This is a genomic window from Pseudomonas sp. Pse35 (assembly GCF_024519715.1).
GTDB lineage: Bacteria > Pseudomonadota > Gammaproteobacteria > Pseudomonadales > Pseudomonadaceae > Aquipseudomonas > Aquipseudomonas paracarnis.
The window spans coordinates 34,976-59,632 of sequence record NZ_JALJRP010000011.1 but is presented as its reverse complement, the minus strand read 5'-3'; the positions used below and the strand labels follow the sequence as shown (position 1 = coordinate 59,632).

The following is a 24,657-nucleotide window of genomic DNA, read 5'->3' as shown; positions in this document are numbered from 1 at the left end:
CCGGTAAGGTCGGCGCGTTCGCCATTCTGCTCGGAGTACTCCATGCCCGCCCCTGCTCTTTCCGGCCCGCAATACCTGCGTGAAGGCCTCAAACTGGTGTTGAGCCCAGGCCTGCGTCTGTTTGTGCTGTTGCCGTTGGCGATCAACCTGGTGCTGTTCGTCGGGTTGATCTATTTCGCCGGCCATCAGTTCAGCCTGTGGGTCGACAGCTTGATGCCGACGCTGCCCCACTGGCTAGGCTTTTTGAATTACCTGTTGTGGCCGCTGTTTGTCGTGCTGGTGGTGCTGATGGTGTTTTTCACCTTCACCATGCTCGCCAATATTATCGCCGCGCCGTTCAACGGGTTTCTCGCCGAGAAGGTCGAGGTCGTGGTACGTGGCACCGACGACTTCCCGCCGTTCAGTTGGGGTGAGCTGGCTGCCATGGTCCCGCGAACCCTGGCGCGGGAGATGCGCAAGCTGGGTTACTTCCTGCCGCGTGCCATCGGCCTGTTCATCCTGTCGTTCATCCCGGTGGTCAACCTGATCGCGGCACCGTTGTGGCTGCTGTTTGGCGTGTGGATGATGGCGATCCAGTACATTGACTACCCGGCCGACAACCACAAGCTGGGCTGGAACGAAATGCTCGCGTGGCTGCGCCAGAAACGCTGGCAGAGCATGAGTTTTGGCGGCATTGTCTACCTGGTATTGCTGGTGCCGGTGGTCAACCTGTTGATGATGCCAGCGGCGGTGGCCGGGGCGACGTTGTTCTGGGTGCGGGAGCAAGGCGCCGAGGCGATGGCGCAGCCGGCGGCGGCCAAGTCATAAATCCATCATCGCACTGACACAATGGCGACATGGCCCACGCCGACACTGTGGGTCATGACGACAGCCTCGCTTCACATCACCCTCATTACCGAAACCTTCCCGCCGGAAATCAACGGGGTGGCCAATACCCTTGGCCGCCTGTGCGAGGGTTTGCGTTCACGCGGCCATCAGGTCGAGCTGGTACGCCCACGCCAGAGTGCCGACCAAAACCGCTCCAGCGACGATGAACTGCTGCTGTGCCGCGGCTGGCCACTGCCGGGCTATCCAGGCTTGCAATGGGGCCAATCGTCAATGCGCAAGTTGCTGCGCCGCTGGACGCGCCAACGCCCGGATGTGCTGTATATCGCCACGGAAGGGCCGCTGGGGCTCTCGGCGCTGCGCGCTGCGAGGCGCCTGGGGATCGGCGTAGTCAGCGGCTTTCATACCAACTTTCAGCAGTATTCGAACCAATATGGCTTGAGCCTGTTGAGCCGCGTGGTCACCCATTACCTGCGCTGGTTTCATAACCGCTCGAGCCTGACCCTGGTACCGAGCGCCAGCCAGCGCCTGGAGCTGGAGCGCCGGCATTTTGAGCGTCTGGATATGTTATCCCGGGGTGTCGACAGCCAATTGTTCCACCCGGCCAAACGCGATAACGCCATGCGTGAAAATTGGGGGTTGGAGAACCACGATATTGCCGTGCTGCATGTGGGACGCCTGGCCCAAGAGAAGAACCTGAGGCTGCTCAAGCGCTGCTTTGATGCCTTGCAGGCTGCCTATCCAATGCGGCGGATGAAGCTGATTGTGGTCGGTGATGGCCCCCAGCGCTCGTCGATGGAACACGATTTGCCCGATGCAGTGTTCTGCGGAACGCAGCGCGGCGAAGAGCTGGCAAGGCATTACGCCTCAGGGGATTTGTTCCTGTTCCCCAGCCTGACCGAAACCTTCGGCAATGTGGTGCTTGAAGCGATGGCGTCTGGCCTGGGCGTGGTGGCTTACGACCAGGCCGCCGCGAGCCAGCATCTGCGCCATGGCTATAGCGGCGCACTGTCGATGCCTGGGGATGAAGACGCATTTTGCGACGCGGCCATCTGGCTGCTGGAGGAGCGCGAAACGTTGCGCAGAGTGCGCTTGAATGCCCGACAACATGCCAGCCGTCAGGGCTGGCCGGCGATTATCGAGCAGTTCGAGCGCCAGTTGCGCGGGGTATGCGAGGACGGCCAACCGGTGCCCGCCCTCTTACCGCTCACACCAGAGTCATCAACGCCTCACGACTGAAGGGCAAGATGTCACTCTCGCGCCCTTCGCGCACCTTCACCGCCCAATCCGGGTCCACCAGCAAGGCACGGCCCACTGCCACGAGGTCGAACTCATCGTTGTTCAGGCGCTCCAGGAGTTTCTCCAGGCTGGCAGGCTGGGCAACTTTGTCGGTGTTGACCATGAACTGCAGGAACTCGCCATCCAGGCCCACGCTGCCTACCGTGATGGTTGGCTTACCGGTTAGCTGACGCGTCCAACCGGCGAGGTTAAGGTCGGAGCCTTCAAATTCCGGCTCCCAGAAACGACGGGTGGAGCAGTGGAAAATATCCACGCCAGCGTCAGACAGTGGCTTGAGAAACTCACCCAACGCCTCAGGGGTTTGCACCAGGCGCGCGGTGTAGTCCTGTTGCTTCCACTGGGAGAAACGCAAGATGATCGGAAAGTCCGGGCCGACAGCGGCGCGGGTGGCCTGGATCAGCTCAATGGCGAAGCGCGAACGGTTGGCCAGGCTGCCACCGTATTCGTCGGTGCGCTGGTTGCTGCCTTCCCAGAAGAACTGGTCCACGAGGTAGCCGTGGGCACCGTGGATTTCCACGCCGTCCATGCCGATGGCCTGGGCATCCTTGGCGGCCTGGGCGAAGGCGTTGATCACGTCCTTGATGTCCTGTTTGGTCATGCCGTGCACAACGACATTGCCGTCCTTGAGCTTTTCCATCGGGCCATAAGCCGGCACGCTGGCATCAGGCTCAGTGCCCATACGGCGCACACTGCCCACATGCCACAGCTGCGGAACAATCTTGCCGCCTTCGGCGTGGACTGCATCGACCACTTTCTTCCAGCCAGCCAAGGCGGCTTCACCGTAGAAATGCGGCACGTTGGGGTAGCCATTGGAGGCTGGGTGCCCGACCACGGTGCCTTCAGTGATGATCAAGCCCACACCGGCAGCGGCACGGCGGCGGTAGTACTCAATGACTTTGGAATTGGGTACGCCGCCAGGGGAGAACGAGCGGGTCATGGGCGCCATGACCACGCGGGTCGACAGTTGCAATGCACCGAGCTGGAAGGGTTTGAACAAGGCTTGGACGGGCATGGAACGCTCCACGGGAGAGTGAATTTATGATGCGGATAATATGGAGAGCCTGCAGCGCTGAGTAGCACTATTGATCTAAATGATTAAGGAGTAAAAGCGGGACGCGGAGCGCCCAGGGTGGCATTCCCACGCAGAGCGTGGGAACGATCAACGATCAACGCAGAGCGTAGGAACGATCAGGCCTTCACTGACGTCAGCTCAAGGCTTTTTCGATGGCCTGGATGATGGAGGGGTCTTCCGGGGGCGTGCGTGGTGAGAAGCGCGCAAGTACACGGCCATCCTTACCCAACAGGAATTTCTCGAAGTTCCAGGTGATATCCCCGGGGAATTCAGCGCCCTCGCCCGCCAGCAAGCGGTACAACTGGTGCCGATCAGGGCCGTTGACCTCGATCTTGCTGCCCAGTGGAAAAGTCACGCCGTAGTTCCGGCTACAGAACTCGCGGATTTCTTCCTCGCTGCCCGGTTCCTGACCGGCAAACTGGTTGCAGGGCAGGCCAAGCACGGTAAACCCTTGGTCCTTGTACTGCTGATAGAGGTTCTCCAACGCCGCATATTGCGGGGTCAAACCACATTTGGACGCAACATTGACCACCAGCACAACTTGGCCCTTGAAAGGCGCCAGCGGTAGCGCTTGTCCGTCCAGGGCTTTGAGTTTCAGATCGTGGAAAGCACTCATGACGAACTCCAGATATCCCATGTTCTTTGCATTGCAGCCCTTCGGAGCTTACAACCGGCAAAGCTGCAATCATAGACGCCCGTGACAAAACTCGCCTGCAGGTTACTGAGCGGTCGGCCAGGGCAGAATCGGAATTGCCGTCACCGCATTCTGCGGGCTGCCTTCGATCAAACGGTCGCTATAGACCAGATACACCAAGGTGTTGCGCTTCTTGTCGAGGAAACGCACCACCTGCATGGTCTTGAATACCAGCGAGGTGCGCTCCTTGAACACTTCGTCGCCGTCCTTGAGCTCACCCTTGAAGTGGATCGGGCCCACCTGGCGGCAAGCGATCGAGGCTTCGGCACGGTCTTCGGCCAGGCCCAGGCCGCCCTTTACCCCGCCGGTCTTGGCACGCGACAAGTAGCAGGTCACGCCATCGACCTTGGGGTCGTCAAACGCTTCAACCACAATCCGGTCGTTGGGGCCGACGAACTTGAACACCGTCGACACCTGGCCGACTTCTTCGGCCGAAGCCAGCAGCGGCATGGCCAACAGCAGGCCGAGCAATCCCTTCATCACGCGCATCGTGTATTTCCTATGGTTAAACCAGGATCAGGTTGTCGCGGTGAACCAGTTCCGGTTCCGCCATATAGCCCAAGAGTCCGACAATGGCGTCGGAAGATTGTCCAATAATCTTCTGTGCTTCCAGGGCGCTGTAATTGGCCAGGCCGCGCGCAATCTCGCGACCGTCTGGCGCAACGCACACCACCATCTCGCCACGGCGGAAGCTGCCCTGCACCAACTTCACACCCACCGGCAGCAAGCTCTTGTTGCCTTGGGACAAGGCCGATACGGCCCCCGCATCCAGCACCAGCGTGCCACGGGTTTGCAGGTGCCCGGCCAACCATTGCTTGCGCGCCGCCAGCATGCCGCGTTCCGGCGACAGCAGCGTACCGATGCGCTCACCGGCCTTGAGGCGATCGAGCACGCGCTCCAGGCGCCCGCCGACGATGATGGTGTGGGCCCCCGAACGCGCGGCCAGGCGAGCGGCGCGCAGTTTGGTCTGCATGCCGCCACGGCCCAGGGCACCACCGACACTGCCGGCGACCGCATCCAGCGCCGGGTCGTCGGCGCGGGCTTCATAGATAAGCTGGGCATCGGGGTTGTTGCGCGGGTCGGCGTCGAACATGCCATCGCGGTCGGTGAGGATCACCAACAGGTCAGCCTCTACCAGGTTGGCCACCAGGGCGGCCAGGGTGTCGTTGTCACCGAAGCGGATTTCGTCGGTGACCACAGTGTCGTTCTCGTTGATGACCGGGATGACCTTGAGCTCCACCAGCGCGCGCAAGGTGCTGCGGGCGTTGAGGTAACGCTTGCGGTCGGACAGGTCGTCGTGGGTCAGCAACACCTGCGCCGTGTGGCGGCCGTGCTCGGCAAAGCTGGACTCCCAGGCTTGCACCAGGCCCATCTGGCCGATGGCGGCAGCGGCTTGCAGTTCATGCATCGCGCTGGGTCGCGCGGTCCAGCCGAGGCGGCTCATCCCGGCGGCAACCGCTCCGGACGACACCAGCACCAACTCAACGCCTGCTTCATGCAAGGCCACCATCTGCTCGACCCAGACGCTCATGGCTGCGCGATCCAGACCTTTGCCATCCGCCGTCAACAGCGCACTGCCGATTTTCACGACCCAGCGCTGCGCACCTGTCACTTTGCTCCGCATCATCTTCAACCTTAGAGTGAGGGCCGCGCGACCCAGCGCTGCCCATAACGTTATACCCGGATACCAAAACGCCGCTCCAGGGAGCGGCGTTCAAGTTTATCGCAACGGATCAGTCACGCACGTAAATGATTTCCGGACCGTCTTCATCATCCACGTCTTCTTCGTCCCAATCATCGTCGCCGATGTCGTGGACCGACTTCACGCCGCTGCGGCGCAGAGCACGCTGGTCGTCCAGGGCCTGCAACTGGGCGCGGGCTTCGTCTTCGATCTGCTGGTCGAGTTCGGCGAGTTCGGCCTTGTACACCGGGTCGGCCGCCAGGCGGTCGGCACGGTCTTCCAGGTAACGCATGATGTCGCGGGTCAGGCGCTCGGTGCCTTCTTTGGCGATGGCCGAGATGACGTAGACCGGACCTTCCCACTCCAGGCGATCAACGATCTCCTTGACGCGCTCTTCGTGCTCTTCTTCAAGAATCTGGTCGCACTTGTTCAGTACCAACCAGCGATCGCGCTCGGCCAGGGCCGGGCTGAACTTGGTCAGCTCGCTGACGATGACTTCGGCGGCGTCTGCGGCGCTGGTGTCATCCAGCGGCGCCATGTCGACGAGGTGCAGCAGCAAACGGGTGCGGGACAAATGCTTGAGGAAGCGAATACCCAAGCCCGCGCCGTCGGAAGCGCCTTCGATCAAGCCAGGAATGTCGGCGACTACGAAGCTTTTCCAGCGGTCGACGCTGACCACGCCCAGGTTTGGCACCAGGGTGGTGAACGGGTAGTCGGCGACTTTCGGCTTGGCAGCCGACACCGAGCGAATGAAGGTACTTTTACCCGCGTTCGGCAGACCCAGCAGGCCCACGTCCGCCAGTACTTTCATTTCCAGCTTCAGGTCGCGCTGTTCGCCCGGCTTGCCCGGCGTGGTCTGGCGCGGTGCACGGTTGGTACTGGACTTGAATCGGGTGTTACCCAGACCGTGCCAACCGCCCTGCACAACCATCAGCTTCTGGCCGGCCTTGGTCAGGTCGCCAATCACTTCCTGGGTCGCAGAGTCGATGATCGTGGTGCCGACCGGTACGCGCAGTACCAGATCTTCACCTTTTTTACCGGTGCAGTCGGTGCTGCCGCCGTTGGAGCCACGCTCGGCATCGAAGTGCCGGGTGTAACGGTAGTCGACCAGGGTGTTGAGGTTTTCGTCGGCCATCATGTAGATGGAACCGCCGTCACCGCCGTCACCGCCGTTTGGACCACCGTTTTCGATGAATTTTTCGCGACGGAAACTCATGCAACCGTTACCGCCGTCGCCTGCTTTTACTCGGATGGAAACTTCATCAACGAACTTCATAACAAAACGCCTCTCGCCGCATGGACGAGCTTAAGAAACCAAGACATAAGACTCTTGCAAAAATGAGCGCAGCGACCTCAATCAGCGACCGCAAACCTGCGCCTGAGCTCATCACAAACAGCTTTGCAAGAGACTCACTCCACAAACGAAAAAGCCCCGTCGCAAGACAGGGCTTTTCCAGCGATCTCGCAATTAAGCTGCGACAACGCTCACGTAACGGCGGTTGAACGCGCCCTTTACTTCGAACTTGATCACGCCTTCGATTTTAGCGAAGAGGGTGTGATCTTTACCCATGCCAACACCGTAACCGGCGTGGAATTGGGTGCCGCGCTGACGCACGATGATGTTGCCCGGAATGATTTTCTGGCCGCCATACATCTTCACGCCAAGGCGTTTGGCTTCTGAGTCGCGACCGTTACGGGTACTACCACCAGCTTTTTTGTGTGCCATGAGTCAATTCTCCTAGTGAGGAATTAGGCTGAAATTAAGCCTGAATACCGGTGATTTTGATCTCGGTGTACCACTGGCGGTGGCCCATACGCTTCATGTGGTGCTTACGACGACGGAACTTGATGATGCGGACTTTATCGTGACGACCTTGGGAGATCACTTCAGCCACAACGGTAGCGCCAGCAACAACTGGAGCGCCGATGTTCACGTCATCGCCATTGGCGACCAACAGAACGCGATCAAAAGTAACGGATTCGCCAGTAGCGACTTCCAGTTTCTCGATCTTCAGGTATTCACCTGGGGCGACTTTGTATTGCTTGCCACCAGTAACAATTACTGCGTACGACATGGTATTTCTCCGATAATCCTGCTCACCCAGCGCTTTATAAGAAGAGGTATTGGCTGGCATGGCTGCATGGGATGGACGTCCCGAATGCAATTGCGTAAGGCAGGTGCTGCCCAGGAAGTTCAGGGTGCGCGATTGTACGCAAGCTATGGGAGGCTTGCAAGGGGCCGTCTATCGCGCCTTGACACCCGGGGGTGAGGGTCCTAGCATGCCGCGCAACCCTTCTGGAGCGACTGTCGCTGATGCAACCCCAAGCTTTCTACCGCGCGGTCGCGGACGATTTTAGCGCCGTCGACGGCATCATCAAGCAGCAGCTGACGTCTAAAGTGCCGCTGGTCTCCAAAATTGGCGACTACATTACGTCGGCGGGCGGCAAACGCCTGCGTCCTTTATTAGTGTTGCTGTGCGGCAAGGCCCTGGGCCGTCAAGGCGATGACCTGCGCCTACTGGCCGCCACGATCGAATTCCTGCACACCGCCACCCTGCTGCATGACGACGTGGTCGACATGTCCGGTATGCGCCGTGGTCGCGAGACCGCAAACGCGATGTGGGGCAATGCGCCCAGCGTGTTGGTGGGCGACTTCCTGTATTCGCGCTCGTTCGAAATGATGGTGGAACTGGGCTCGATGCCCGTGATGAAGATTCTTTCACAGGCCACACGCATCATCGCCGAAGGCGAAGTGTTGCAACTGTCCAAAGTCCGCGATGCCAGCACCACTGAAGAAACCTATATGGAAGTGATTCGCGGCAAAACCGCGATGCTCTTCGAAGCCTCTACCCACAGTGCCGCCGCGCTGTGTGGCGCCACCGCCGAACAGGCCGAGGCCCTGCGCACGTTCGGTGATCACCTGGGCGTGGCGTTCCAACTGGTGGATGACCTGCTCGACTACAAGGGCGACGCTGAAACCCTGGGCAAGAACGTCGGTGACGACCTGGCCGAGGGCAAGCCGACCTTGCCGCTGATCTACACCATGCGCGAAGGCACGCCGGAACAGGCTGCCCTGGTGCGCAAGGCGATCCAGAAAGGCGGGATCGAAGACCTGGAAGCCATCCGTGCCGCCGTAGAAGCCTCGGGCTCCCTGGAGTACACCGCGCAACTGGCGCGTGACTACGTGGCGCGGGCGATCACATGCCTGGAAGCGCTGCCGGCCAGTGAATACCGGGATGCCCTGGTTGAGCTGAGTGAGTTTGCGGTCGCCCGTACTCACTGATTCCGCGCTGTTTAATGTGGGAGCTGGCTTGCCTGCGATGACGGGAGTGAATTCACTGCCGCTATCGCAGGCAAGCCAGCTCCCACATTAGGACGAGTCCAACCCCACCCGCGTTTAAAACCCTATATAATGTGCGACTTTTAGCCATCCCTGACTTTCTAGGAGCTTTAGTGAGCACGTTGCCACCCTGCCCAAAATGCAATTCCGAATACACCTACGAAGACGGCGCCCAACTGGTCTGCCCGGAATGCGCCCATGAGTGGTCCGCCAACGGCGAGGCCGAAGTGGTCGGCGATGAGACCGTGAAGAAAGACTCTGTGGGCAACGTCCTGCAGGATGGCGACACCATCACCGTGATCAAGGACCTCAAGGTCAAGGGCACTTCCCTGGTGGTCAAGGTCGGCACCAAGGTCAAGAACATCCGCCTGTGCGACGGCGACCACGATATCGACTGCAAGATCGACGGGATCGGCCCGATGAAACTCAAGTCCGAGTTCGTGCGCAAAGTCTGAACCTGCTGCATTCCATCCCGCGCCCGCCGCGGGATGGCGTTTCGCCCTCTGCGTTGATCGAACGCAATACCCACTCAGAAAAACCCAGAAATTGCCAATAGACGCTTGCTATTCTACGAATAAGAATTATTCTCATTGAAACCCATCAAGGAGAACGACCATGACTTATTTGATAGATGCCTGGCTGGATCGCCCCCACCCTTACCTGCGAATCCTGCATCGGGAAACCGGTGAAGTCTGTGCGGTGCTTGAGGAAGAAGCGCTGAACGAGCTGCAGGACCAAGGCGATCTGGACGTGAATGGCCTGAGTTCCAGTGAGCCTGGTGTGCTGAAGGAAGTGGTGAGGAATCTGTTTCTGTTCTGCTATGCACGAGCGTTGCGCCCGGCGACCGACTTGAATGGCAAGTTCCATCCATGAAGAAACTGGCAAATACCTGTTGGGGCGAACGCGTTCGTCCCAACAGGTAACCAGCAGGCCTTACAGAACGTCGAGCAGCTCGACGTCGAATACCAGAACGCTGTGCGGCGGGATGCTGCCAACGCCTTGAGCGCCGTAAGCCAGTTCGCTCGGCACGTAGAGGCGCCATTTGCTGCCGGCATTCATCAGTTGCAGGGCTTCGGTCCAGCCGGCGATCACGCCACCCACCGGGAATTCTGCAGGCTGGCCGCGCTCGTAGGAGCTGTCGAACACAGTGCCGTCGATCAGGGTGCCGTGGTAGTGAGTACGCACTTGGTCTTCACGGGTCGGCTTGGCGCCGGTACCGGCCGTCAGCACTTCAAATTGCAGGCCGGAAGCCAGGGTGGTGATGCCATCACGCTTGGCGTTTTCCGCCAGGAAAGCCAGGCCAGCGCCCGCTGCAGCTTCGGCCTTGGCAGCGGCTTCGGCTTGCATGATTTCGCGGATCACCTTGAAGCTGGCCGCCATTTGTTCTTGGTCAACACGGCTTGGCGAGCCTGCGAATGCGTCGGTCAGGCCGGCCAGGATCGCGTCCAGGCTGACGCCCGGTGGCGGGTTGTCGCGCAGTTGGTCGCCCAACTGACGGCCGATACCGTAGCTGACGCGGGTTTCGTCGGTGGACAGATTAACTTCGGACATGAAGAGGCTCCGCTGTAGGACGCCACGGTTTCCCGCGCCGCCCAGAACTAAAAGGGCCCGCAGACTAGCACACATGAGCGGGCCGTGATCAGCCCCACCCCGGCATCGCGGTTGCGCGCCGGCGACCCTTCGTCGACGAACAATAAAAGTATTTCAGAATCATCCTTTCCCGCCGATACAGCCCTACACATCTTGGCTGGCTCAAACAAAAACACACCGTCCAGCAGACAGACATCACTCTTCAAGGAGCTTTCGATGAACAGCTGGTTCGGTAACATCAGCGTCAATCTCAAACTCGGCCTGGGCTTCGGCCTGGTGCTGGTCCTCACCTCGATCCTGGCACTCACTGGCTGGACCAGCCTGGGAGGCTTGATCGACCGTAGCAATTGGATGAGCGACATCACCCAGCTCAATGCCTCGCTGACCAAGCTGCGTATCGTGCGCTTGCAATACATGCTGGCCAATGGCGACGAAGCTGTGGCGCAGAACGTGCAGACCAGCCTCGATGCATTCGCCGCCCAGCAACAGAAGCTGCTCGACAGCTTCAAGAGCCCGGAAAACCTCAAGCTGCTCAATGAGCAGAAAGCCGTCATTACCGCTTACCGCCAGTCCCTGAACAAAATGCGCGAGGCGTACCGCAATGGCAACGCTGCGCGCGATGTCATGGGCGCCAAGGCCGACATTGCCAACGCGCAAATCAATGCGCTGGAAACCAGTGTGCAGCAGTCATCCGACAGCCCGGAACGCTTCACGCAGTTCCTGGCCGTGACCCAGGCCAAGAACGAATTCATGCAGGCTCGTTACGAAGTGCGCGGCTATACCAATAGCCCCAACGCAGAAACCGAAGCCCGTGCGGCTACACAGCTGGAAAAAGCTGTCGCCGGTTTGAAAGGCCTCAGCGTTGCCTTCGGTACTGGCCAGCAAAGCGCATTGTCCGCACTGGAAACCGCGCTAGGCGCCTACCGCAGCGCCGTGCAGAGCTACAAGGCGGCCAATGCCAATATTGTCACCGCCCGTGCCGAAATGACCATTCAGGGCGCCGACATCGTGACGATCAGCGACAAGCTGTACGACATCCAACTGGAACGTCGCGACGCCGAAAGCACCCAGGCCCGCAGCCTGCAACTGATCAGCACCTTGCTGGCCCTGTTGGTCGGCGTGATTGCCGCGTGGGTGATCACCCGCCAGATCACCCGCCCGATCCAGGACACCCTGGCCGTGGTGGAGCGCATCGCTTCGGGCGACTTGAGCCACAATATCCAGGTGACCCGTCGCGACGAACTGGGCGTGTTGCAGCAAGGCATCCAGCGCATGGGCACCACCCTGCGCGAGCTGATCAGCGGCATTCGCGACGGCGTCACTCAGATCGCCAGCGCCGCCGAAGAGTTGTCAGCCGTGACCGAGCAAACCAGCGCCGGCGTGAACAGCCAGAAGATCGAGACCGATCAGGTCGCCACCGCCATGCATGAAATGACCGCCACCGTGCAGGAAGTTGCGCGCAATGCCGAACAGGCTTCCCAAGCCGCTTCCGACGCTGACGGCCAGGCCCGCGAAGGCGATAAAGTGGTGGCTGAAGCCATCGCCCAGATCGAACGCCTGGCGGCCGAAGTGGCGCGCTCCACCGACGCCATGACGCACCTGCAACAAGAGAGCAACAAGATCGGCAGCGTGATGGACGTGATCAAGGCCGTGGCCGAACAGACCAACCTGCTGGCACTTAACGCCGCCATTGAAGCTGCGCGTGCCGGGGAAGCTGGTCGAGGCTTTGCCGTGGTCGCCGACGAAGTGCGTGGCCTGGCGCAGCGTACACAGAAGTCCACCGAGGAAATCGAAGGCCTGGTGGCCGGCTTACAGAACGGCACCCAACAAGTCGCCAGCGTGATGAACAACAGCCGCAGCCTCACCGACAGCAGCGTCGAACTGACGCGCAAGGCCGGGGTATCCTTGGAAAACATCACCCGCACCGTGTCGAATATCCAGTCGATGAACCAGCAGATTGCCGCAGCCGCCGAACAACAGAGCGCCGTGGCGGAAGAGATCAGCCGCAGTATCGTGAACGTGCGTGACGTGTCTGAGCAGACCGCTACGGCCAGTGATGAGACAGCCAAGTCGAGTGTTGAACTGGCACGCCTGGGTAGCCAGTTGCAGCAGATGGTCAGTCATTTCCGGGTGTAGCACCACAACCATGGTGGCGAGGGAGCTTGCTCCCTCGCCACAAGGGCCTTACCTGCGAACAGGCCAATGGGAGAATCAGCCCTCGCTCTCCTCAACAAACACCAATCGATTCCCAAACGGGTCTCTGATGCTCATCTCCCGCGTCCCCCACGGCGTGTCTTCCACCCCAGGCTTGGCATACCGGTATTCCTTGCCCAGCAATTGCTGCTGATACGCATCGACCCCTTGGGCCTGGACCCGCACAGCCGCCCCTGGCGAAGCATCGCCATGATGCTCGGATAAGTGCAGCACACACTCCCCCAGCGACACTTGCACGTACAACGGAAAATTCGCCTCGAAGCGATGCTGCCAATCGACCTTGAACCCCAGGAAATCGACGTAGAACTCCAACGCCTTGGCCTCGTCGAAAATCCGCAGGATGGGGGTGACTTTTCCTAAGTGCATTTAACTCTCCAAGTGCCGGTCGCTCGTTGCTGGCGAGCGACCACCCTAGCTCAGCAAGCGCTCAAAGTGAACACGCTCAATGGTTGTGAATTTCCCTGATCCTTGCGCTCGACAGTTGATTATTGTCCACATGCACTTCATCGAACTCATAGGAACTTTCTTCAAACTGATTCAAGTGGCCCGACTTGCGCATCCGCTCGATGGTGCCAGGCGCCACACACTGGCGAGCCTCGACGAACTGCGGGTTTACCTCGATATTTTCGTTGAAAGAGACGACGGGAACACCGCGACTGTCGATTTCGTAAAGGTGGTACTTGCCGCCGAGTGCAGCATCACCAAAATGTATCGCCGCCGCCTTTGAGCGAGACGCCATCACGACATTGCCGTCCATCATTTTTGCAGGCCCGGAAAAGAAGTTTGAGTCCCGAAAACCATAATTTGCCGGATCACCGCGACGCTCTACGCGATCCGCCTTTTCGACGCGGTACAACTTGGGTATATCGGTACGTTCAATCATGCCTCGACTGTTGAAATACCCACCATCAGGCACCTGGACGCCGGCCTTGAACGGATTGACCTTGAGCACGTTGCTATCGTCGTACGGCTCGTAATCCCCGGAGGACGTGGCATCGGAAACCACCGAAGACGGCGACTCCTCATTCTGCGACAGTTCGTTTTCCGAGTCCTCGAGTTTGGGCTTCTTCGCCGTAGACGGGCCCTCCTCGACGATCTCATAACGGGGCTGCACTGAGGGACGCTTGGCCCCACCTTGCAGGTAAATCTCCATGGATGGGTCCCACGCAGGATTCAACCCGTTTGCTGGTTTTTCGGGTAGCCGCGCAGGTTCGGTCGGACTCATCAGCACACCGATCTGCCCGTTCACGCGGCGATAGTTGAAAAACGGCTTTTGCGCCGTCGTCGGTTGAGCGCCGGACTCGACAGCGGGATCGGCCGTGGAAGGGCCGGCCTTGCCGAGGGCGTGAAAAAAAGCCATCGTCGCGACGTCCATCACAGCCGAATGCAGCCCATTCTTGCGCTCGGCCTGAGTGTCACCCTCCACGGCCTGGTCGATTTCCATTCCTACCTGTGCCGTGTAAGAGACGGCGCCAAGCGCCAGACCAATAGGCCCGAGCAAGGCCATGGGGATGGAGAATATTGCGTTGCCGGCTTGCAACAGAGCCAGTGCGTCGTCCTTGCGCACTTCGGCGTTGGATTTCATTTCGGTGTCTGCATCATTGTCGATGCGTTGGCGTGTCTGGCTGGCCATGAAGGAAAACACGTCCCCGCCGATTGGATAATTCAAAGTATCGATAACACTGTCATTCGCTGCCTGGGTGCCTGCACCCAGCTTGGCCAGGGTGACGTCCACGCCGTTGGCACTCAGGGCGCCAAACACGCCCTGCTGACGATCACGCAGCGAGAAATGTTCCTCCAGCACCTTGGCTTTGGCGGGGTCCTTGCTTTGTTCGAGCACCCACTGGTCCACGGCGGCTCGGTCCTTGAAAGTCTGGATCGCGGGTTTTGCGCCGGGGACATAGAGGGTTTCGGTACCACTCTTGGAGATGAAGCGCAGGATGTCATTGGACTTATAACCATTGATATCGAAGCAAAACACCCTGGTGTCCGGACCCGGCGTCGTCTGCGCCTGTAACTGGGCCTTGGACATCGGCCCCTCGAGCGGTACACCTGACGCCGCCGCTTTCATCACCTCGGCATAAGCCTGCGGGCTAAGGCCCTGGCTGGAGTCTTGTTGGTTGAGGGCGCGCGCGGCCCGGGCCTCCATCACGAACTGTTGCTTGGCCAGCATCCGCCACTCGTCGCCGTGCTGCATCCAAAAATTGTCCAGCCTGGTCATCACCTTTTTCTGCAGGTCCCCCTCACGCACCAGGTTCAACAGCTCGCTGGGCTTCATGCGCAGTTGGTTGCCGGCGTCGTAGGTGCCCCTTCCCGGCCCATCCAGGTACAGGCCATAGGCGGCGTCCAGATCACGCCAGGTCTCCACGGCGTTGGGCACGTCATCGTGAATTTTCGAGTAGAGGTATCCCGGCCCCGTCCGGTCGAAAATGAACTTGCCCAGCCGGCTGAAAAAATCCGGCACACTTTCGCTGTCCAGCAACGAAAACGGGCTGGTATTCGAAGACACGAAATGCGCCAGCGCCTGAGCCTTGCCGGCCGTGCCGTAGCGTTCCGCCGAGAAAAAATCACTGGCCACGGCATCGGTCAGCGTCATGGACGACTCGGGAACTCCGCGATGTTCCCACCCGGTCACGGCGCTGCCAGTGTGGGTACTGTTGGCAGGAGAAAACTGATGCAGGTATACCTTGTCGGGGTCGATCCATTGATTGGTCAGGTTCCAGACTTTTTCCTGGATCCAGCCTTTGATCGTGTCACGCGGAAAAGGGAACGCCGACATCGCATCGACGCCCTCATTCACCGCGGCGTCAGGCGGCGTGACGGTAGATGAAATGACGGCGTTGCCGGCCCGGTTAGCGAGTTGGCTGGGGCTTACAGGCTGAGTGTTCATACAGGCTCTCCGTAATAAGACCTGCACATGCTAGAGAGCCGTCCTTTGCAATCAATTAGCTTTTTGTAAGCGCTGATTGGCCATATTCAGACACGCTATCGGGCCGAGCACTGTCAGATCGCATCCCGCGCACCAAGCTGAAAACCTCGGCGCAAATCACCGCTGCGCGCCAGAAAACGACCCGCACGCCGTGTGTTCGACTGCCCTTCGCTGTAGCTCAAGACGCCGTTTACCCACACACGCTCAATCCCTTCGGCCGCACGCTGAGGCGTCTTGAAATCCGCCATGTCACGCACCCGCGCAGGGTCGAAGAGCACCAGGTCAGCCCAGTGCCCCTCGCGAATTTCTCCTCTTTGGGCCAAGCCGAAACGCGCCGCCGACAGCCCGGTCATTTTGTGTATCGCCGTGTACAACGGGAACAATCCGACATCCCGGCTGAAATGCCCTAGCACTCGTGGGAAAGCGCCCCACAAGCGCGGATGAGGAAACGGATCTTCAGGCAACCCATCCGACCCCACCATCGACAATGGGTGCGCAAGAATGCGCCGCACATCCGCCTCATCCATGCCGTAGTACACCGCCCCCGCAGGTTGCAAACGGCGGGCGGCATCCATCAGCGAAACGCCCCACTCGGCGGCAATCTCCTGCAAATCACGCCCGCCCATTTGCGGGTGCGGTGTGGACCAAGTGATGGTGATGCGAAACGCGTCAGTCACCTGCTTGAGGTCCAGGGTCGAGGAGCTGGCGGCATAGGGGTAGCAATCACAACCCACCGGATGGTCTTTTGCCGCTGCTTCCAGGGCCGCCAACAGCTGCGGGCTGCGCCCCCAGTTACCGGCACCGGCGCATTTAAGGTGGGAAATGATCACCGGCACCCTGGCGTGTCGACCGATCAGAAACGCCTCATCCATTGCTTCCAGCACTGGTTCGAACTCACTGCGCAAATGCGTGGTGTACACCGCGCCGTAGGCCGTCAGCTCCTCAACGAGCTGCAGCACTTCATCGGTCTTGGCGTTGAAGGCGCTGGCGTAGGCCAGGCCTGTGGATAACCCCAGGGCACCGGCCTCCAGGCTCTCTTGCAACTGCACGCGCATGGCCGCGATTTCATACGGTGTGGCGGTGCGATGCAGGTCGTCCATATGGTTGCTGCGCAGCGCCGTGTGACCGATCAATGCCGCGACGTTCACTGCCGGATGGGCGCCCTGCACCGCGTTGCGATAATCGCTGAACCGCGGATAACAGAACTGCTCACGGTTGCCCAATAAGTTCATCGGGTCCGGCGGGTCGCTGCGCAAACTGACCGGCGAAGCGCTGATACCACAGTTGCCGACAATCACCGTGGTCACGCCCTGGCTGAGCTTGGGCAGCATCTGCGGCTGGCGAATCACTACCGTGTCGTCGTGGGTGTGCACGTCGATAAAACCCGGTGCCAATACCCGGCCATGGCCGTCGATGATCTGCTCGGCCTGGGCTGTGGACAAGTCGCCAATCGTACGGATGCGCCCTGCCTGCACGCCCACATCGGCGACATACCCTGGGGTGTTACTGCCATCGATGATCAGCGCCTGGCGAATCAGCGTGTCGTACTTCATATCAATCTCCAAGCGGCAGGCTACCAGGGCCGCCGCGGTAATCGTCCAGCGCCAGTTTGATCCGGCGCAGGCGTTCCTGGTTGTCGTCCGGCAGGGCCAGCGCCAACTCGGTGGCGAGCAGGTCGATAGCCAGCAGCATGCCGTAGCGGGCCGCAGTGGGCTTGTAGATAAAACTGGTTTCCGCCGATTGCAGCGGCAGCACGACATCCGCCAACTGCGCCAGCGGCGAATCGGCAAGGGTGATGGCAATGATCCGCGCGTCGTAGTTGCGCGCCAGCGTCACTACCTCCAGTAACTCCGGGGTCAGGCCCGTGAGTGAGCAGGCGATCACGGCATGTTCGGGCCCCAGGGTCGCCGCCGTGACACGCATCATCACAGGGTCGTGGCTGGCGGCAATCGGATAGCCCAGACGCACCAGGCGCACCTGCAACTCATCGCTGCACAGGCTCGACGGCCCGCCCATGCCGAACGCATGGATCATCCGGGCCTTACCCAATAGCTTGACCGCATCGCCAAAGCTGCGCTGATTGAAACCCGAAAGGTGCTGACGCAACGTCGCCTCGATATCCCCCAGAATCTGCCGATGAAACGCTGACTGTTCTGGCTTGCCCGCCGGGTCCAGGAAGCGGCTGCCCACGCCGTTGGCCTGGGCCAACTGCAGGCGCAAATCGCGCAAGTCACGGCAGCCCACGCTGCGGGCGAAGCGTGACAAGGTGGCGGTACTCACCTCAGCCCGTTGCGACAGTTCCTCCAGGCTGGCGGACGCGGCAAAGCCCACATCCTCAAGCATCAGCTTGGCAATACGCCCTTCGCCGGCACTGAAAGTGTCCTGGCGGGCGCGGATCTGATAGAGGATGTCCATGGGGGCTCCGGGTTACAGGCTCATAACACAAGGGACAGACCGTAGGTCAGGCCGAAGGCGACCAGCGAAATCAGGGTCTCGAGTACGGTCCAGGTCTTGAAGGTCTGGATGATCGTCATATTGAAGTATTCCTTGATCAGCCAGAAGCCGCCGTCGTTCACGTGGGAAAAGATCACCGAGCCTGCACCGGTCGCCAACACCAGCAATTCAGGGTGTGGATAACCCAGGCCCAAGGCGACCGGCGCGACCACTCCGGACGCGGTGGTCATGGCAACCGTGGCCGAGCCCGTGGCGATACGCATCAACGCCGCGAACAGCCAGCCCATTACCAGCGGCGACAAGTGAAACGCATGGGCCAGGCCGAGGATTTCATTGGTCACGCCTGCGTCCACCAGGATGCGATTCAAACCACCGCCCGCGCCCACCAGCAAGGTAATGCTGGCGGTCGGCGCCAGGCATTCGTTGGTGAACTTGAGGATCGACTCGCGGTTGAAGCCCTGGGCCAGGCCCAAGGTCCAGAAACTCACCAGGGTCGCCACCAACAGGGCGATCACCGAGTTGCCGATAAACAACAGGAACTGGTTGAAACCGCTGCCCGGCGTAGAAATCACGTTGGCCCAGCCGCCGATCATCATCAGCACCACCGGCAACAGGATGGTGCCTATGGTCAGTGCAAAGCTGGGCAGGCGCGTACGCGGTTCACGCTCGATGAACTGGCGCTCCAGCGGGTTTTCCGCTGGCAAATGAATGTGCGGCACGATGAACTTGGCGTAGACGGGCCCGGCAATGATCGCCGTGGGGATGCCAATCAAAATCGCATACAGCACCGTCTGCCCGACCGAGGCGTTATAGGCCAGCACCGCCATCATCGCCGCCGGGTGCGGCGGCACCAACGCATGCACCACCGACAGGCCGGCGACCATCGGCAGCCCAACCATCAGGATCGACACGCCCACGCGTCGCGCCACGGTAAAGGCAATCGGCACCAGCAGTACAAAGCCGACCTCGAAAAACAGCGGCAGCCCCACCAGAAACGCAATACACACCATCGCCCAGTGGGCATTGCGCTCACCGAAGCGGTTGATCAGCGTGCGCGCCACCTGTTCGGCGCCGCCCGACTCGGCCATCATCTTGCCGAGCATGGTGCCCAGCGCCACCACCAGGGCGATATGCCCCAGGGTCTTGCCGACACCCGCCTCGTACGAGCCCATGATGGTGTCCGCCGGCATCCCGGCCATCAGCGCCAGGCCGATGGACACCAGGGTAATCACGATAAAGGGGTTGAGTCGGTAGCGTGCGATCAGCACGATCAATGCAATGATGGCGATGGCAGCGTATGCCAACAGCCCGAAGCCCGGTGATGCGGCCATGCGGTACTCCTCGGAAAGGGTCACGTCGAATTGGTTGTGAAACTCATAAATCATTCCCGAGGAGCATTTTCAATTTTCATGAAAGTAATTTTCGCCCACGGATAAGCGCTGTCGCTTGGGGATATGCCCGACATGGGTGGATGAAAATTCGGGGGGTGTTCTTACATGAAGATCAGAGAAGGCGGAAACTCAGTCGCTGCCCTTGAGTCATAGAATGCGCATCCATTGCCCAGGAACCCGCTCATGATTCGCACCACAATTGCCGCCAGCGTCCTGCTCTTGTGCAGCAGCGCTTATGCCGCCGACAACCCTGCCTTGAAAAAATGCATGGACAGCGCCAATACCACCGCAGACATGGTCAATTGCAACGCCCGGCAAACCAAGGTGCAGGACGACCGCCTGAACCGCGCCTACAAGACCGCCCTCGCCGCCCAGGAAGGGCCGCGCAAACAGCAACTGCAAGACCTGCAGCGCCTGTGGATCAAATACCGCGACGCCAACTGCGCCTTCGCAGGCAGCGCCACCGGCGGCACGATTGATCAGGTAAACGGCTCAGGCTGCGTGCTGGACATGACCCAGACCCGCGCCCAGGAGCTGGAAGACCTGGTCGGCCCGTAACTGCTACAGCTCTCCCCCTGTGGCGAGGGAGCTTGCTCCCGCTGGGCTGCGCAGCGGCCCCAAAATCCTGGGCGCGCTTCGCACGCCAGCGGGAGCAAGCTCCCTCGCCACAGGGGCTCAATCAGTCGTGATGAACCTTGGCGCGCTTGAGCAGTTTTTTGCAGCGCTCGGATAAATGCAGCACCCGCAGGTGCTTGCCAGCCTTGGTGTAGCGCTCGCGCAGGGTCATCAGGGCGGCAATCGCCGAATAGTCGACAAAGCTCAGGTGACGGCAATCCAGTGTGACCTGGGCCGGGTCGTTGGCCGGGTCGAACTGATTCAAAAACGGCGTGGTCGAGGCGAAGAACAACGTGCCATGCAGCCGATAGAGCTTGCTGCCATCGGCCTCCAGGTGTTCATCGGCGTACAGTTCCCGCGCCTGCTGCCAGGCGAAGTTCAGCGCGGCGATGACGATACCGCACAGTACGGCGGTGGCCAGATCGGTGAACACCGTAATGATCGTCACCGCCATGATCACCAGCACATCATTGAGCGGCACCTTGTTGATCACCCGCAACGACGCCCAGGCGAAGGTCTGTTGCGACACCACGAACATCACGCCCACCAACGCCGCCAGCGGGATCCGCTCGATCAGTGGCGACAGAAACAGAATGAACAATAGAATCATCACCCCGGCAAACACCCCGGAGAAGCGCCCACGCCCGCCGGAGCTGAGGTTGATCACGGTTTGCCCGATCATCGCGCAACCCCCCATGCCGCCAAACAGGCCCGAGACCATATTCGCCGCGCCCAGGGCCACGCTTTCGCGGTCAGGATAACCACGGGTCTCGGTGATTTCGTCGGTGAGGTTGAGGGTCAGCAAGGTTTCCAACAGGCCAACCATCGCCATCAAAAACGCGTAGGGCGCGATGATGCCGAGGGTTTCCAGGGTCCAGGGGATCTGCGGCAGGGCGAAAGTCGGCAAGCCACCGGCGATGTGCGCCATATCGCCCAAGGTGCGCGTCGGCAGGCCAAGCAGGTACACCGCCAGGCCCACACCGAGAATCGCCACCAGCGCGGGCGGTACAGCACGGGTCAGACGAGGCAACAGATACACAATGGCCATGGTTGCCGCCACCAGCCCGGTCATCACGTACAACGGCGTGCCGCTGAGCCAGGTTTCACCGCTCTTGAAATGCTCCAGTTGCGCCAGCGCAATGATGATCGCCAGGCCGTTGACGAAGCCGAGCATCACCGAATGCGGCACCATGCGCACCAGCTTGCCCAGGCGCAGCAGGCCGAAAGCGACCATGATCAACCCGCCCAGCAGTACCGTCGCCAGCAAATACTCCACGCCGTGTTGCACCACCAGCGCGACGATCACCACCGCCATCGAACCGGCGGCGCCCGAGACCATGCCCGGGCGGCCGCCGAACAACGCGGTGAGGGTGCAAATGATGAAAGCACCGTAGAGGCCCATCAGCGGGTTGAGATGAGCCACCAGCGCAAAGGCGATGCATTCGGGCAGCAAGGCGAAAGACGTGGTGAGGCCGGCCAAGGCGTCGGCGCGCAGACGGGTGAGGTTCATGGAGTACCAGGGAATTGCGGGGAATTAGGCGGGGGATGGTACGGAATTGCGGCGGGTGGGGCTAGTGAAGTGTCAGGTCTGATGTACCGAGCCGCCCCTTTCGCAGGCAAGCCAGCTCCCACATTTGGAATTGTGAATACATTCAAGTGTGGGAGCTGGCTTGCCTGCGATGACCGCACTGCGGTGCTAAGCAAACATCACACCATCTCGTCGCGAATCCACTCCACCACCGAAGTACGCTTGGGCACCCAACCCAACAGCTCACGAGCGTGCTTGCCGCGCACTCGGCTATTGGAGCCCAAGCCATAGTTGGCCATTTCATACCCCCACTCGGCCTCAGCCTCGGCCAATGGCCAATCCTGCGGCTCGCCCAGGTTCAGCGCTTGGGCAATCGCCGTGGTCATGTCGATGAATGCTGCTTCGCTGCTTTCCACAAAGTAGAAAGTACCCGGGACGTTTTTGGTCAGCGCCAGCAGATACAGGGCGACCACATCTTCAATATGCACATTGGACCAGATGTTTTGCCCGCTGCCCACATGGCGCACTACCCCGCTTTTGCGCGCCTGCTTGAGCAAGCGCGGCAATTGCACGCTGTCACGCTTCACGCCCAGGCTGTGGCCGTAGATCAGGGTGTTGCAGATCACCGCCGAATTCACGCCGTCATTGGCCGCCGCGAGGATCAGGTTGTCGATGGCCACGCGGGCAGCCTTGTCGACGGTCGGCTCAGGCAGGTTGTCTTCAAAGTAGATGACTTCACTGGCTTTACCGCCCGACGCATCGCCGACGATGCTCGAACCGCTGGTATGCAGGAACGGCTTGTTCGAGCCTTTCAAGGCGGCCAGCAAAGTTTGCACGGCGCCGCGGTGGTCGCTGCTGGCGGCGTTGATCACCGCATCGGCCTTCTGCGCCTGCTCGGTCAATACCGCTGCGTCGTCGAGGGTGCCGACCACCGGCGTGATGCCCAGCGCGGTCAGTTCAGCGGCTTGTTCGGCGCTGCGCACCAGGCCGGTGACGTGATGGCCGGCGTTGACCAGGCCGGTGGCGATCGAACCGCCGATAAACCCTGCTGCACCGGTAACGAATACATTCATGGAGGTTGCTCCTGACTGGGTAAGTGATGCGCCCAGTATCCAGCCCCCACGGCTGCCGAATAAGCCCGTGCGGCCCAATTCACTCTTGCGCTCAGGTCACGAATCAGCGCGCATACCGCGCCAGCTTGGCCTGAATAAAGTCCAGGAAGCACTGGATGCGTAGCGCCAATTGCGAGTTGCGATAGAACACCGCGTGGATCGGCTGGCGATAACCGCTGTTGAACACCTCCAACATGGGCACCAGGCGGCCGGCGTCGATGTCAGCGACGGTCATGAAATTCGACAGGCAACAAATGCCCTGCCCCTGCAGCGCTAACTGGCGCACGGTTTCGCCACTGGAGGCGCTGACGCTGGGCTGAATCAGCCAGCGGTCACCTTCGCCGTGACGCAGCGGCCAGTGGTTGAGGGTCTCGGTGTGGGTGAAGCCCAGCAAGGTGTGATCAGCCAACTCGGCAACGGTCGTCGGCGTGCCGTATTGCTTGAGGTAGCCGGGGCTGGCCAGAACATGGAGCGGCGTGCTGCCCAGGAAACGCGCATGCAGGGTCGAGTCGGCAAGGGCGCCGATGCGAATGGCGATGTCGGTGCTTTGCTCCAGCAGGTCGATGATCAAATCATCGCTGTTGAGCTCCAACTGGATATCCGGGTAAAGGCTGCGAAATTCGGCGATATACGGCACGACCCCATGCAGCATGAACGGCACGGCGGCATTGATACGCAGGCGGCCGGCCGGTTTTTTCTGGCGCGATGACAGGCGCTCTTCCAGCTCATCCATCTGCGCAAGGATCAGCTTGGCCTGCTCGAAGAAGTACTTGCCCTCTTCGGTCAGGTCCATGCGCCGCGTGGTGCGGTTGATCAAGGTGGTGTCGAGTTTGGCTTCCAGGCGCGACAAGGTACGGCTGACTGCCGATGGCGTTTGCCCGACCTTTTCGGCGGCGGCGGAAATCGAGCCGCATTCAATCACGCTGACGAAGATCTGTAGCTCATCGGAACGGGCTTTCACGGGCGGTCCTTGATTTGTCGGCTGACACAGGCACGGCCATTATTAACCAGCCAGCAACAAATGGCCTCCCAGCAACGCCATGCCGGTGAAAAATCCACGTTTGAACCACAGCGCACTGATGCGTCGGCGCACCACCTGACCCAGCCACATCCCCAGCAATGCCGGCACCAACGCCAGCAATGACGCGCCCATTTCACCGCCGCCCAGTGCCCCGCGCCAGGCCAGCCCGGCGGCAAGTGCCAACGTCGACACGGTGAACGACAGCCCCAGCGCCTGCACCAACTGATCACGGCTCAAGCCCAGCGCCTGCAGGTACGGCACCGCCGGGATCACGAAGACACCGGTGGCCGAGGTAATGATGCCGGTGATCACCCCGCACAAGGGGCCCAGCCAACGCTCGGTTCGGGGCGCGACCTTGAAGGTTGGCAGGAATAACCCGCTCAGCGCATACACCAGTAAAGCCGCGCCCAGGGCACGCACCACCCAAGGTCCGCTACCCATGCCCAGCCACAAGGTGCCCAGCCCGGTGCCGAGGAAGATCAGCAACAGCATCGACCACAGGCGTTTGAGCAAGGCACCCAAGTGCCCGCCAAAGGACAGTTGCCAGAGGTTGGTCACCGTCGAAGGAATGATCAGCAATACCGCAGCCTGCGCCGGCAGCATAGCCAGGCCAAGCATACCCATGGCTACAGTGGGCAAGCCCAGGCCGATGACGCCCTTCACCGTACCGGCCAGCAGGAAGGTGGTGATGACCAGCGCTGTCAGGGCGGGGCCGAGGTTTTGGTAGAACGCGAGGAAGGTATTCATGCACCGATTGTGCAGGGCTGGAGAGTGGCTGAAAATTCGCCATATACTGAGGTAGCCTCTTGTTTTGTGTGAGGCTGATGACGCTATCGCAGGCAAGCCAGCTCCCACATTTGGAATTGTGAATACATTCAAGTGTGGGAGCTGA

At 60.5% G+C, this 24,657-nt stretch carries 24 protein-coding genes and 1 pseudogene; 8 read left to right on the top strand and 17 right to left on the bottom strand.

What is annotated here, in order from left to right; genetic code table 11:
- Nucleotides 1–42: 42 nt before the first annotated feature.
- Together cysZ and OC445_RS12140 are read left to right on the top strand one after the other, a co-directional pair.
- On the top strand, nucleotides 43–807 hold the full coding sequence (cysZ, locus tag OC445_RS12145) for a sulfate transporter CysZ (RefSeq protein ID WP_198791552.1): 765 nt from the start codon (nucleotides 43–45) through the stop codon (nucleotides 805–807).
- A 54-nt stretch (nucleotides 808–861) separates the two neighbouring features.
- Complete coding sequence (locus OC445_RS12140) at nucleotides 862–2,064, top strand: glycosyltransferase family 4 protein (protein WP_034128746.1); 1,203 nt, start codon at nucleotides 862–864, stop codon at nucleotides 2,062–2,064.
- Here the strand turns inward: OC445_RS12140 and OC445_RS12135 are convergent.
- From OC445_RS12135 to rplU, 7 genes are all read right to left on the bottom strand, one after another.
- Nucleotides 2,033–3,136: an NADH:flavin oxidoreductase gene (locus OC445_RS12135; RefSeq protein ID WP_034128747.1), complete on the bottom strand. Its 1,104-nt coding sequence runs from the start codon at nucleotides 3,134–3,136 to the stop codon at nucleotides 2,033–2,035. The two genes, OC445_RS12140 and OC445_RS12135, sit on opposite strands and share 32 nt — an antisense overlap.
- Before the next feature lie 193 nt (nucleotides 3,137–3,329).
- A complete protein-coding gene (locus tag OC445_RS12130) occupies nucleotides 3,330–3,812 on the bottom strand; it encodes a glutathione peroxidase (RefSeq protein ID WP_198791553.1) in 483 nt (160 codons plus the stop codon).
- Between the two features lie 102 nt (nucleotides 3,813–3,914).
- Nucleotides 3,915–4,379 (bottom strand): CreA family protein, encoded by a 465-nt coding sequence (locus OC445_RS12125; protein ID WP_003194082.1) that lies wholly within the window; start codon nucleotides 4,377–4,379, stop codon nucleotides 3,915–3,917.
- Between the two features lie 16 nt (nucleotides 4,380–4,395).
- A complete protein-coding gene (gene proB, locus OC445_RS12120) occupies nucleotides 4,396–5,514 on the bottom strand; it encodes a glutamate 5-kinase (RefSeq protein ID WP_019817476.1) in 1,119 nt (372 codons plus the stop codon).
- Between the two features lie 109 nt (nucleotides 5,515–5,623).
- Entirely contained in the window at nucleotides 5,624–6,847 is a 1,224-nt protein-coding gene (gene cgtA / locus OC445_RS12115) for an Obg family GTPase CgtA (protein ID WP_003194084.1), read from the bottom strand.
- 192 nt (nucleotides 6,848–7,039) lie between these two features.
- Nucleotides 7,040–7,297 carry a 50S ribosomal protein L27 gene (rpmA, locus tag OC445_RS12110; RefSeq protein ID WP_003176049.1) on the bottom strand — a complete coding sequence of 86 codons (258 nt, stop codon included), beginning with the start codon at nucleotides 7,295–7,297 and terminating at the stop codon, nucleotides 7,040–7,042.
- A gap of 34 nt (nucleotides 7,298–7,331) precedes the next feature.
- A complete protein-coding gene (rplU, locus tag OC445_RS12105) occupies nucleotides 7,332–7,646 on the bottom strand; it encodes a 50S ribosomal protein L21 (protein ID WP_007950961.1) in 315 nt (104 codons plus the stop codon).
- Between the two features lie 239 nt (nucleotides 7,647–7,885).
- Here rplU and OC445_RS12100 point away from each other — a divergent pair, with 239 nt between their 5' ends.
- The 3 genes from OC445_RS12100 (at nucleotide 7,886) to OC445_RS12090 (ending at nucleotide 9,784) form a co-directional block, all read left to right on the top strand.
- Nucleotides 7,886–8,854, top strand: a complete 969-nt coding sequence (locus OC445_RS12100; RefSeq protein ID WP_003194086.1) for a polyprenyl synthetase family protein — start codon at nucleotides 7,886–7,888, stop codon at nucleotides 8,852–8,854.
- 170 nt (nucleotides 8,855–9,024) lie between these two features.
- On the top strand, nucleotides 9,025–9,366 hold the full coding sequence (locus tag OC445_RS12095; protein WP_034128750.1) for a zinc ribbon domain-containing protein YjdM: 342 nt from the start codon (nucleotides 9,025–9,027) through the stop codon (nucleotides 9,364–9,366).
- A gap of 160 nt (nucleotides 9,367–9,526) precedes the next feature.
- The gene (locus OC445_RS12090) at nucleotides 9,527–9,784 is read left to right on the top strand and encodes a hypothetical protein (protein ID WP_005791321.1); all 258 of its coding nucleotides are present in this window, start codon (nucleotides 9,527–9,529) and stop codon (nucleotides 9,782–9,784) included.
- A gap of 60 nt (nucleotides 9,785–9,844) precedes the next feature.
- Here OC445_RS12090 and OC445_RS12085 read toward each other — a convergent pair whose 3' ends face one another.
- Nucleotides 9,845–10,462, bottom strand: coding sequence for an FKBP-type peptidyl-prolyl cis-trans isomerase (locus OC445_RS12085; RefSeq protein WP_034128752.1), 618 nt, complete (start codon nucleotides 10,460–10,462; stop codon nucleotides 9,845–9,847).
- Nucleotides 10,463–10,717: 255 nt separating this feature from the next.
- Here OC445_RS12085 and OC445_RS27115 point away from each other — a divergent pair.
- Together OC445_RS27115 and OC445_RS27110 are read left to right on the top strand one after the other, a co-directional pair.
- Nucleotides 10,718–11,734: pseudogene (locus OC445_RS27115) on the top strand (methyl-accepting chemotaxis protein); the annotation flags it as partial.
- Between the two features lie 39 nt (nucleotides 11,735–11,773).
- Entirely contained in the window at nucleotides 11,774–12,637 is an 864-nt protein-coding gene (locus OC445_RS27110) for a methyl-accepting chemotaxis protein (protein ID WP_370706066.1), read from the top strand.
- 75 nt (nucleotides 12,638–12,712) lie between these two features.
- Here OC445_RS27110 and OC445_RS12075 read toward each other — a convergent pair whose 3' ends face one another.
- The 5 genes from OC445_RS12075 to OC445_RS12055 form a co-directional block, all read right to left on the bottom strand.
- Complete coding sequence (locus OC445_RS12075) at nucleotides 12,713–13,081, bottom strand: glyoxalase superfamily protein (RefSeq protein WP_054896979.1); 369 nt, start codon at nucleotides 13,079–13,081, stop codon at nucleotides 12,713–12,715.
- A gap of 76 nt (nucleotides 13,082–13,157) precedes the next feature.
- The gene (locus OC445_RS12070; RefSeq protein ID WP_262020168.1) at nucleotides 13,158–15,605 is read right to left on the bottom strand and encodes a dermonecrotic toxin domain-containing protein; all 2,448 of its coding nucleotides are present in this window, start codon (nucleotides 15,603–15,605) and stop codon (nucleotides 13,158–13,160) included.
- Nucleotides 15,606–15,718: 113 nt separating this feature from the next.
- Nucleotides 15,719–17,197 carry an N-acyl-D-amino-acid deacylase family protein gene (locus OC445_RS12065; protein WP_054921533.1) on the bottom strand — a complete coding sequence of 493 codons (1,479 nt, stop codon included), beginning with the start codon at nucleotides 17,195–17,197 and terminating at the stop codon, nucleotides 15,719–15,721.
- 1 nt (nucleotide 17,198) lies between these two features.
- Complete coding sequence (locus OC445_RS12060) at nucleotides 17,199–18,059, bottom strand: MurR/RpiR family transcriptional regulator (RefSeq protein WP_186527653.1); 861 nt, start codon at nucleotides 18,057–18,059, stop codon at nucleotides 17,199–17,201.
- 20 nt (nucleotides 18,060–18,079) lie between these two features.
- Nucleotides 18,080–19,429 carry a gluconate:H+ symporter gene (locus OC445_RS12055; protein ID WP_233097383.1) on the bottom strand — a complete coding sequence of 450 codons (1,350 nt, stop codon included), beginning with the start codon at nucleotides 19,427–19,429 and terminating at the stop codon, nucleotides 18,080–18,082.
- A 243-nt stretch (nucleotides 19,430–19,672) separates the two neighbouring features.
- Between OC445_RS12055 and OC445_RS12050 the strand changes: the two genes are divergently transcribed.
- Complete coding sequence (locus OC445_RS12050) at nucleotides 19,673–20,047, top strand: lysozyme inhibitor LprI family protein (RefSeq protein WP_060765099.1); 375 nt, start codon at nucleotides 19,673–19,675, stop codon at nucleotides 20,045–20,047.
- A 121-nt stretch (nucleotides 20,048–20,168) separates the two neighbouring features.
- Here the strand turns inward: OC445_RS12050 and OC445_RS12045 are convergent, their stop codons facing one another.
- The 4 genes from OC445_RS12045 to OC445_RS12030 form a co-directional block, all read right to left on the bottom strand.
- Nucleotides 20,169–21,614, bottom strand: coding sequence for a SulP family inorganic anion transporter (locus OC445_RS12045; RefSeq protein ID WP_089042347.1), 1,446 nt, complete (start codon nucleotides 21,612–21,614; stop codon nucleotides 20,169–20,171).
- A gap of 197 nt (nucleotides 21,615–21,811) precedes the next feature.
- Nucleotides 21,812–22,705, bottom strand: coding sequence for an NAD-dependent epimerase/dehydratase family protein (locus OC445_RS12040; protein WP_198791557.1), 894 nt, complete (start codon nucleotides 22,703–22,705; stop codon nucleotides 21,812–21,814).
- Nucleotides 22,706–22,808: 103 nt separating this feature from the next.
- On the bottom strand, nucleotides 22,809–23,705 hold the full coding sequence (locus tag OC445_RS12035) for a LysR family transcriptional regulator (protein ID WP_057975038.1): 897 nt from the start codon (nucleotides 23,703–23,705) through the stop codon (nucleotides 22,809–22,811).
- Between the two features lie 42 nt (nucleotides 23,706–23,747).
- Nucleotides 23,748–24,512 carry a sulfite exporter TauE/SafE family protein gene (locus OC445_RS12030; protein ID WP_054896987.1) on the bottom strand — a complete coding sequence of 255 codons (765 nt, stop codon included), beginning with the start codon at nucleotides 24,510–24,512 and terminating at the stop codon, nucleotides 23,748–23,750.
- Between the last annotated feature and the right edge of the window lie 145 nt (nucleotides 24,513–24,657).

Excerpts from the sequence above, each read along its gene's own strand:
- cysZ (WP_198791552.1), top strand. The coding sequence starts at position 43 with ATGCCCGCCCCTGCTCTTTCCGGCCCGCAATACCTGCGTGAAGGCCTC.
- OC445_RS12140 (WP_034128746.1), top strand. The coding sequence starts at position 862 with ATGACGACAGCCTCGCTTCACATCACCCTCATTACCGAAACCTTCCCG.
- OC445_RS12135 (WP_034128747.1), bottom strand. The coding sequence starts at position 3,136 with ATGCCCGTCCAAGCCTTGTTCAAACCCTTCCAGCTCGGTGCATTGCAA.
- OC445_RS12130 (WP_198791553.1), bottom strand. The coding sequence starts at position 3,812 with ATGAGTGCTTTCCACGATCTGAAACTCAAAGCCCTGGACGGACAAGCG.
- OC445_RS12125 (WP_003194082.1), bottom strand. The coding sequence starts at position 4,379 with ATGCGCGTGATGAAGGGATTGCTCGGCCTGCTGTTGGCCATGCCGCTG.
- proB (WP_019817476.1), bottom strand. The coding sequence starts at position 5,514 with ATGCGGAGCAAAGTGACAGGTGCGCAGCGCTGGGTCGTGAAAATCGGC.
- cgtA (WP_003194084.1), bottom strand. The coding sequence starts at position 6,847 with ATGAAGTTCGTTGATGAAGTTTCCATCCGAGTAAAAGCAGGCGACGGC.
- rpmA (WP_003176049.1), bottom strand. The coding sequence starts at position 7,297 with ATGGCACACAAAAAAGCTGGTGGTAGTACCCGTAACGGTCGCGACTCA.
- rplU (WP_007950961.1), bottom strand. The coding sequence starts at position 7,646 with ATGTCGTACGCAGTAATTGTTACTGGTGGCAAGCAATACAAAGTCGCC.
- OC445_RS12100 (WP_003194086.1), top strand. The coding sequence starts at position 7,886 with ATGCAACCCCAAGCTTTCTACCGCGCGGTCGCGGACGATTTTAGCGCC.
- OC445_RS12090 (WP_005791321.1), top strand. The coding sequence starts at position 9,527 with ATGACTTATTTGATAGATGCCTGGCTGGATCGCCCCCACCCTTACCTG.
- OC445_RS12085 (WP_034128752.1), bottom strand. The coding sequence starts at position 10,462 with ATGTCCGAAGTTAATCTGTCCACCGACGAAACCCGCGTCAGCTACGGT.
- OC445_RS27110 (WP_370706066.1), top strand. The coding sequence starts at position 11,774 with ATGGGCACCACCCTGCGCGAGCTGATCAGCGGCATTCGCGACGGCGTC.
- OC445_RS12075 (WP_054896979.1), bottom strand. The coding sequence starts at position 13,081 with ATGCACTTAGGAAAAGTCACCCCCATCCTGCGGATTTTCGACGAGGCC.
- OC445_RS12070 (WP_262020168.1), bottom strand. The coding sequence starts at position 15,605 with ATGAACACTCAGCCTGTAAGCCCCAGCCAACTCGCTAACCGGGCCGGC.
- OC445_RS12065 (WP_054921533.1), bottom strand. The coding sequence starts at position 17,197 with ATGAAGTACGACACGCTGATTCGCCAGGCGCTGATCATCGATGGCAGT.
- OC445_RS12060 (WP_186527653.1), bottom strand. The coding sequence starts at position 18,059 with ATGGACATCCTCTATCAGATCCGCGCCCGCCAGGACACTTTCAGTGCC.
- OC445_RS12055 (WP_233097383.1), bottom strand. The coding sequence starts at position 19,429 with ATGGCCGCATCACCGGGCTTCGGGCTGTTGGCATACGCTGCCATCGCC.
- OC445_RS12050 (WP_060765099.1), top strand. The coding sequence starts at position 19,673 with ATGATTCGCACCACAATTGCCGCCAGCGTCCTGCTCTTGTGCAGCAGC.
- OC445_RS12045 (WP_089042347.1), bottom strand. The coding sequence starts at position 21,614 with ATGAACCTCACCCGTCTGCGCGCCGACGCCTTGGCCGGCCTCACCACG.
- OC445_RS12040 (WP_198791557.1), bottom strand. The coding sequence starts at position 22,705 with ATGAATGTATTCGTTACCGGTGCAGCAGGGTTTATCGGCGGTTCGATC.
- OC445_RS12030 (WP_054896987.1), bottom strand. The coding sequence starts at position 24,512 with ATGAATACCTTCCTCGCGTTCTACCAAAACCTCGGCCCCGCCCTGACA.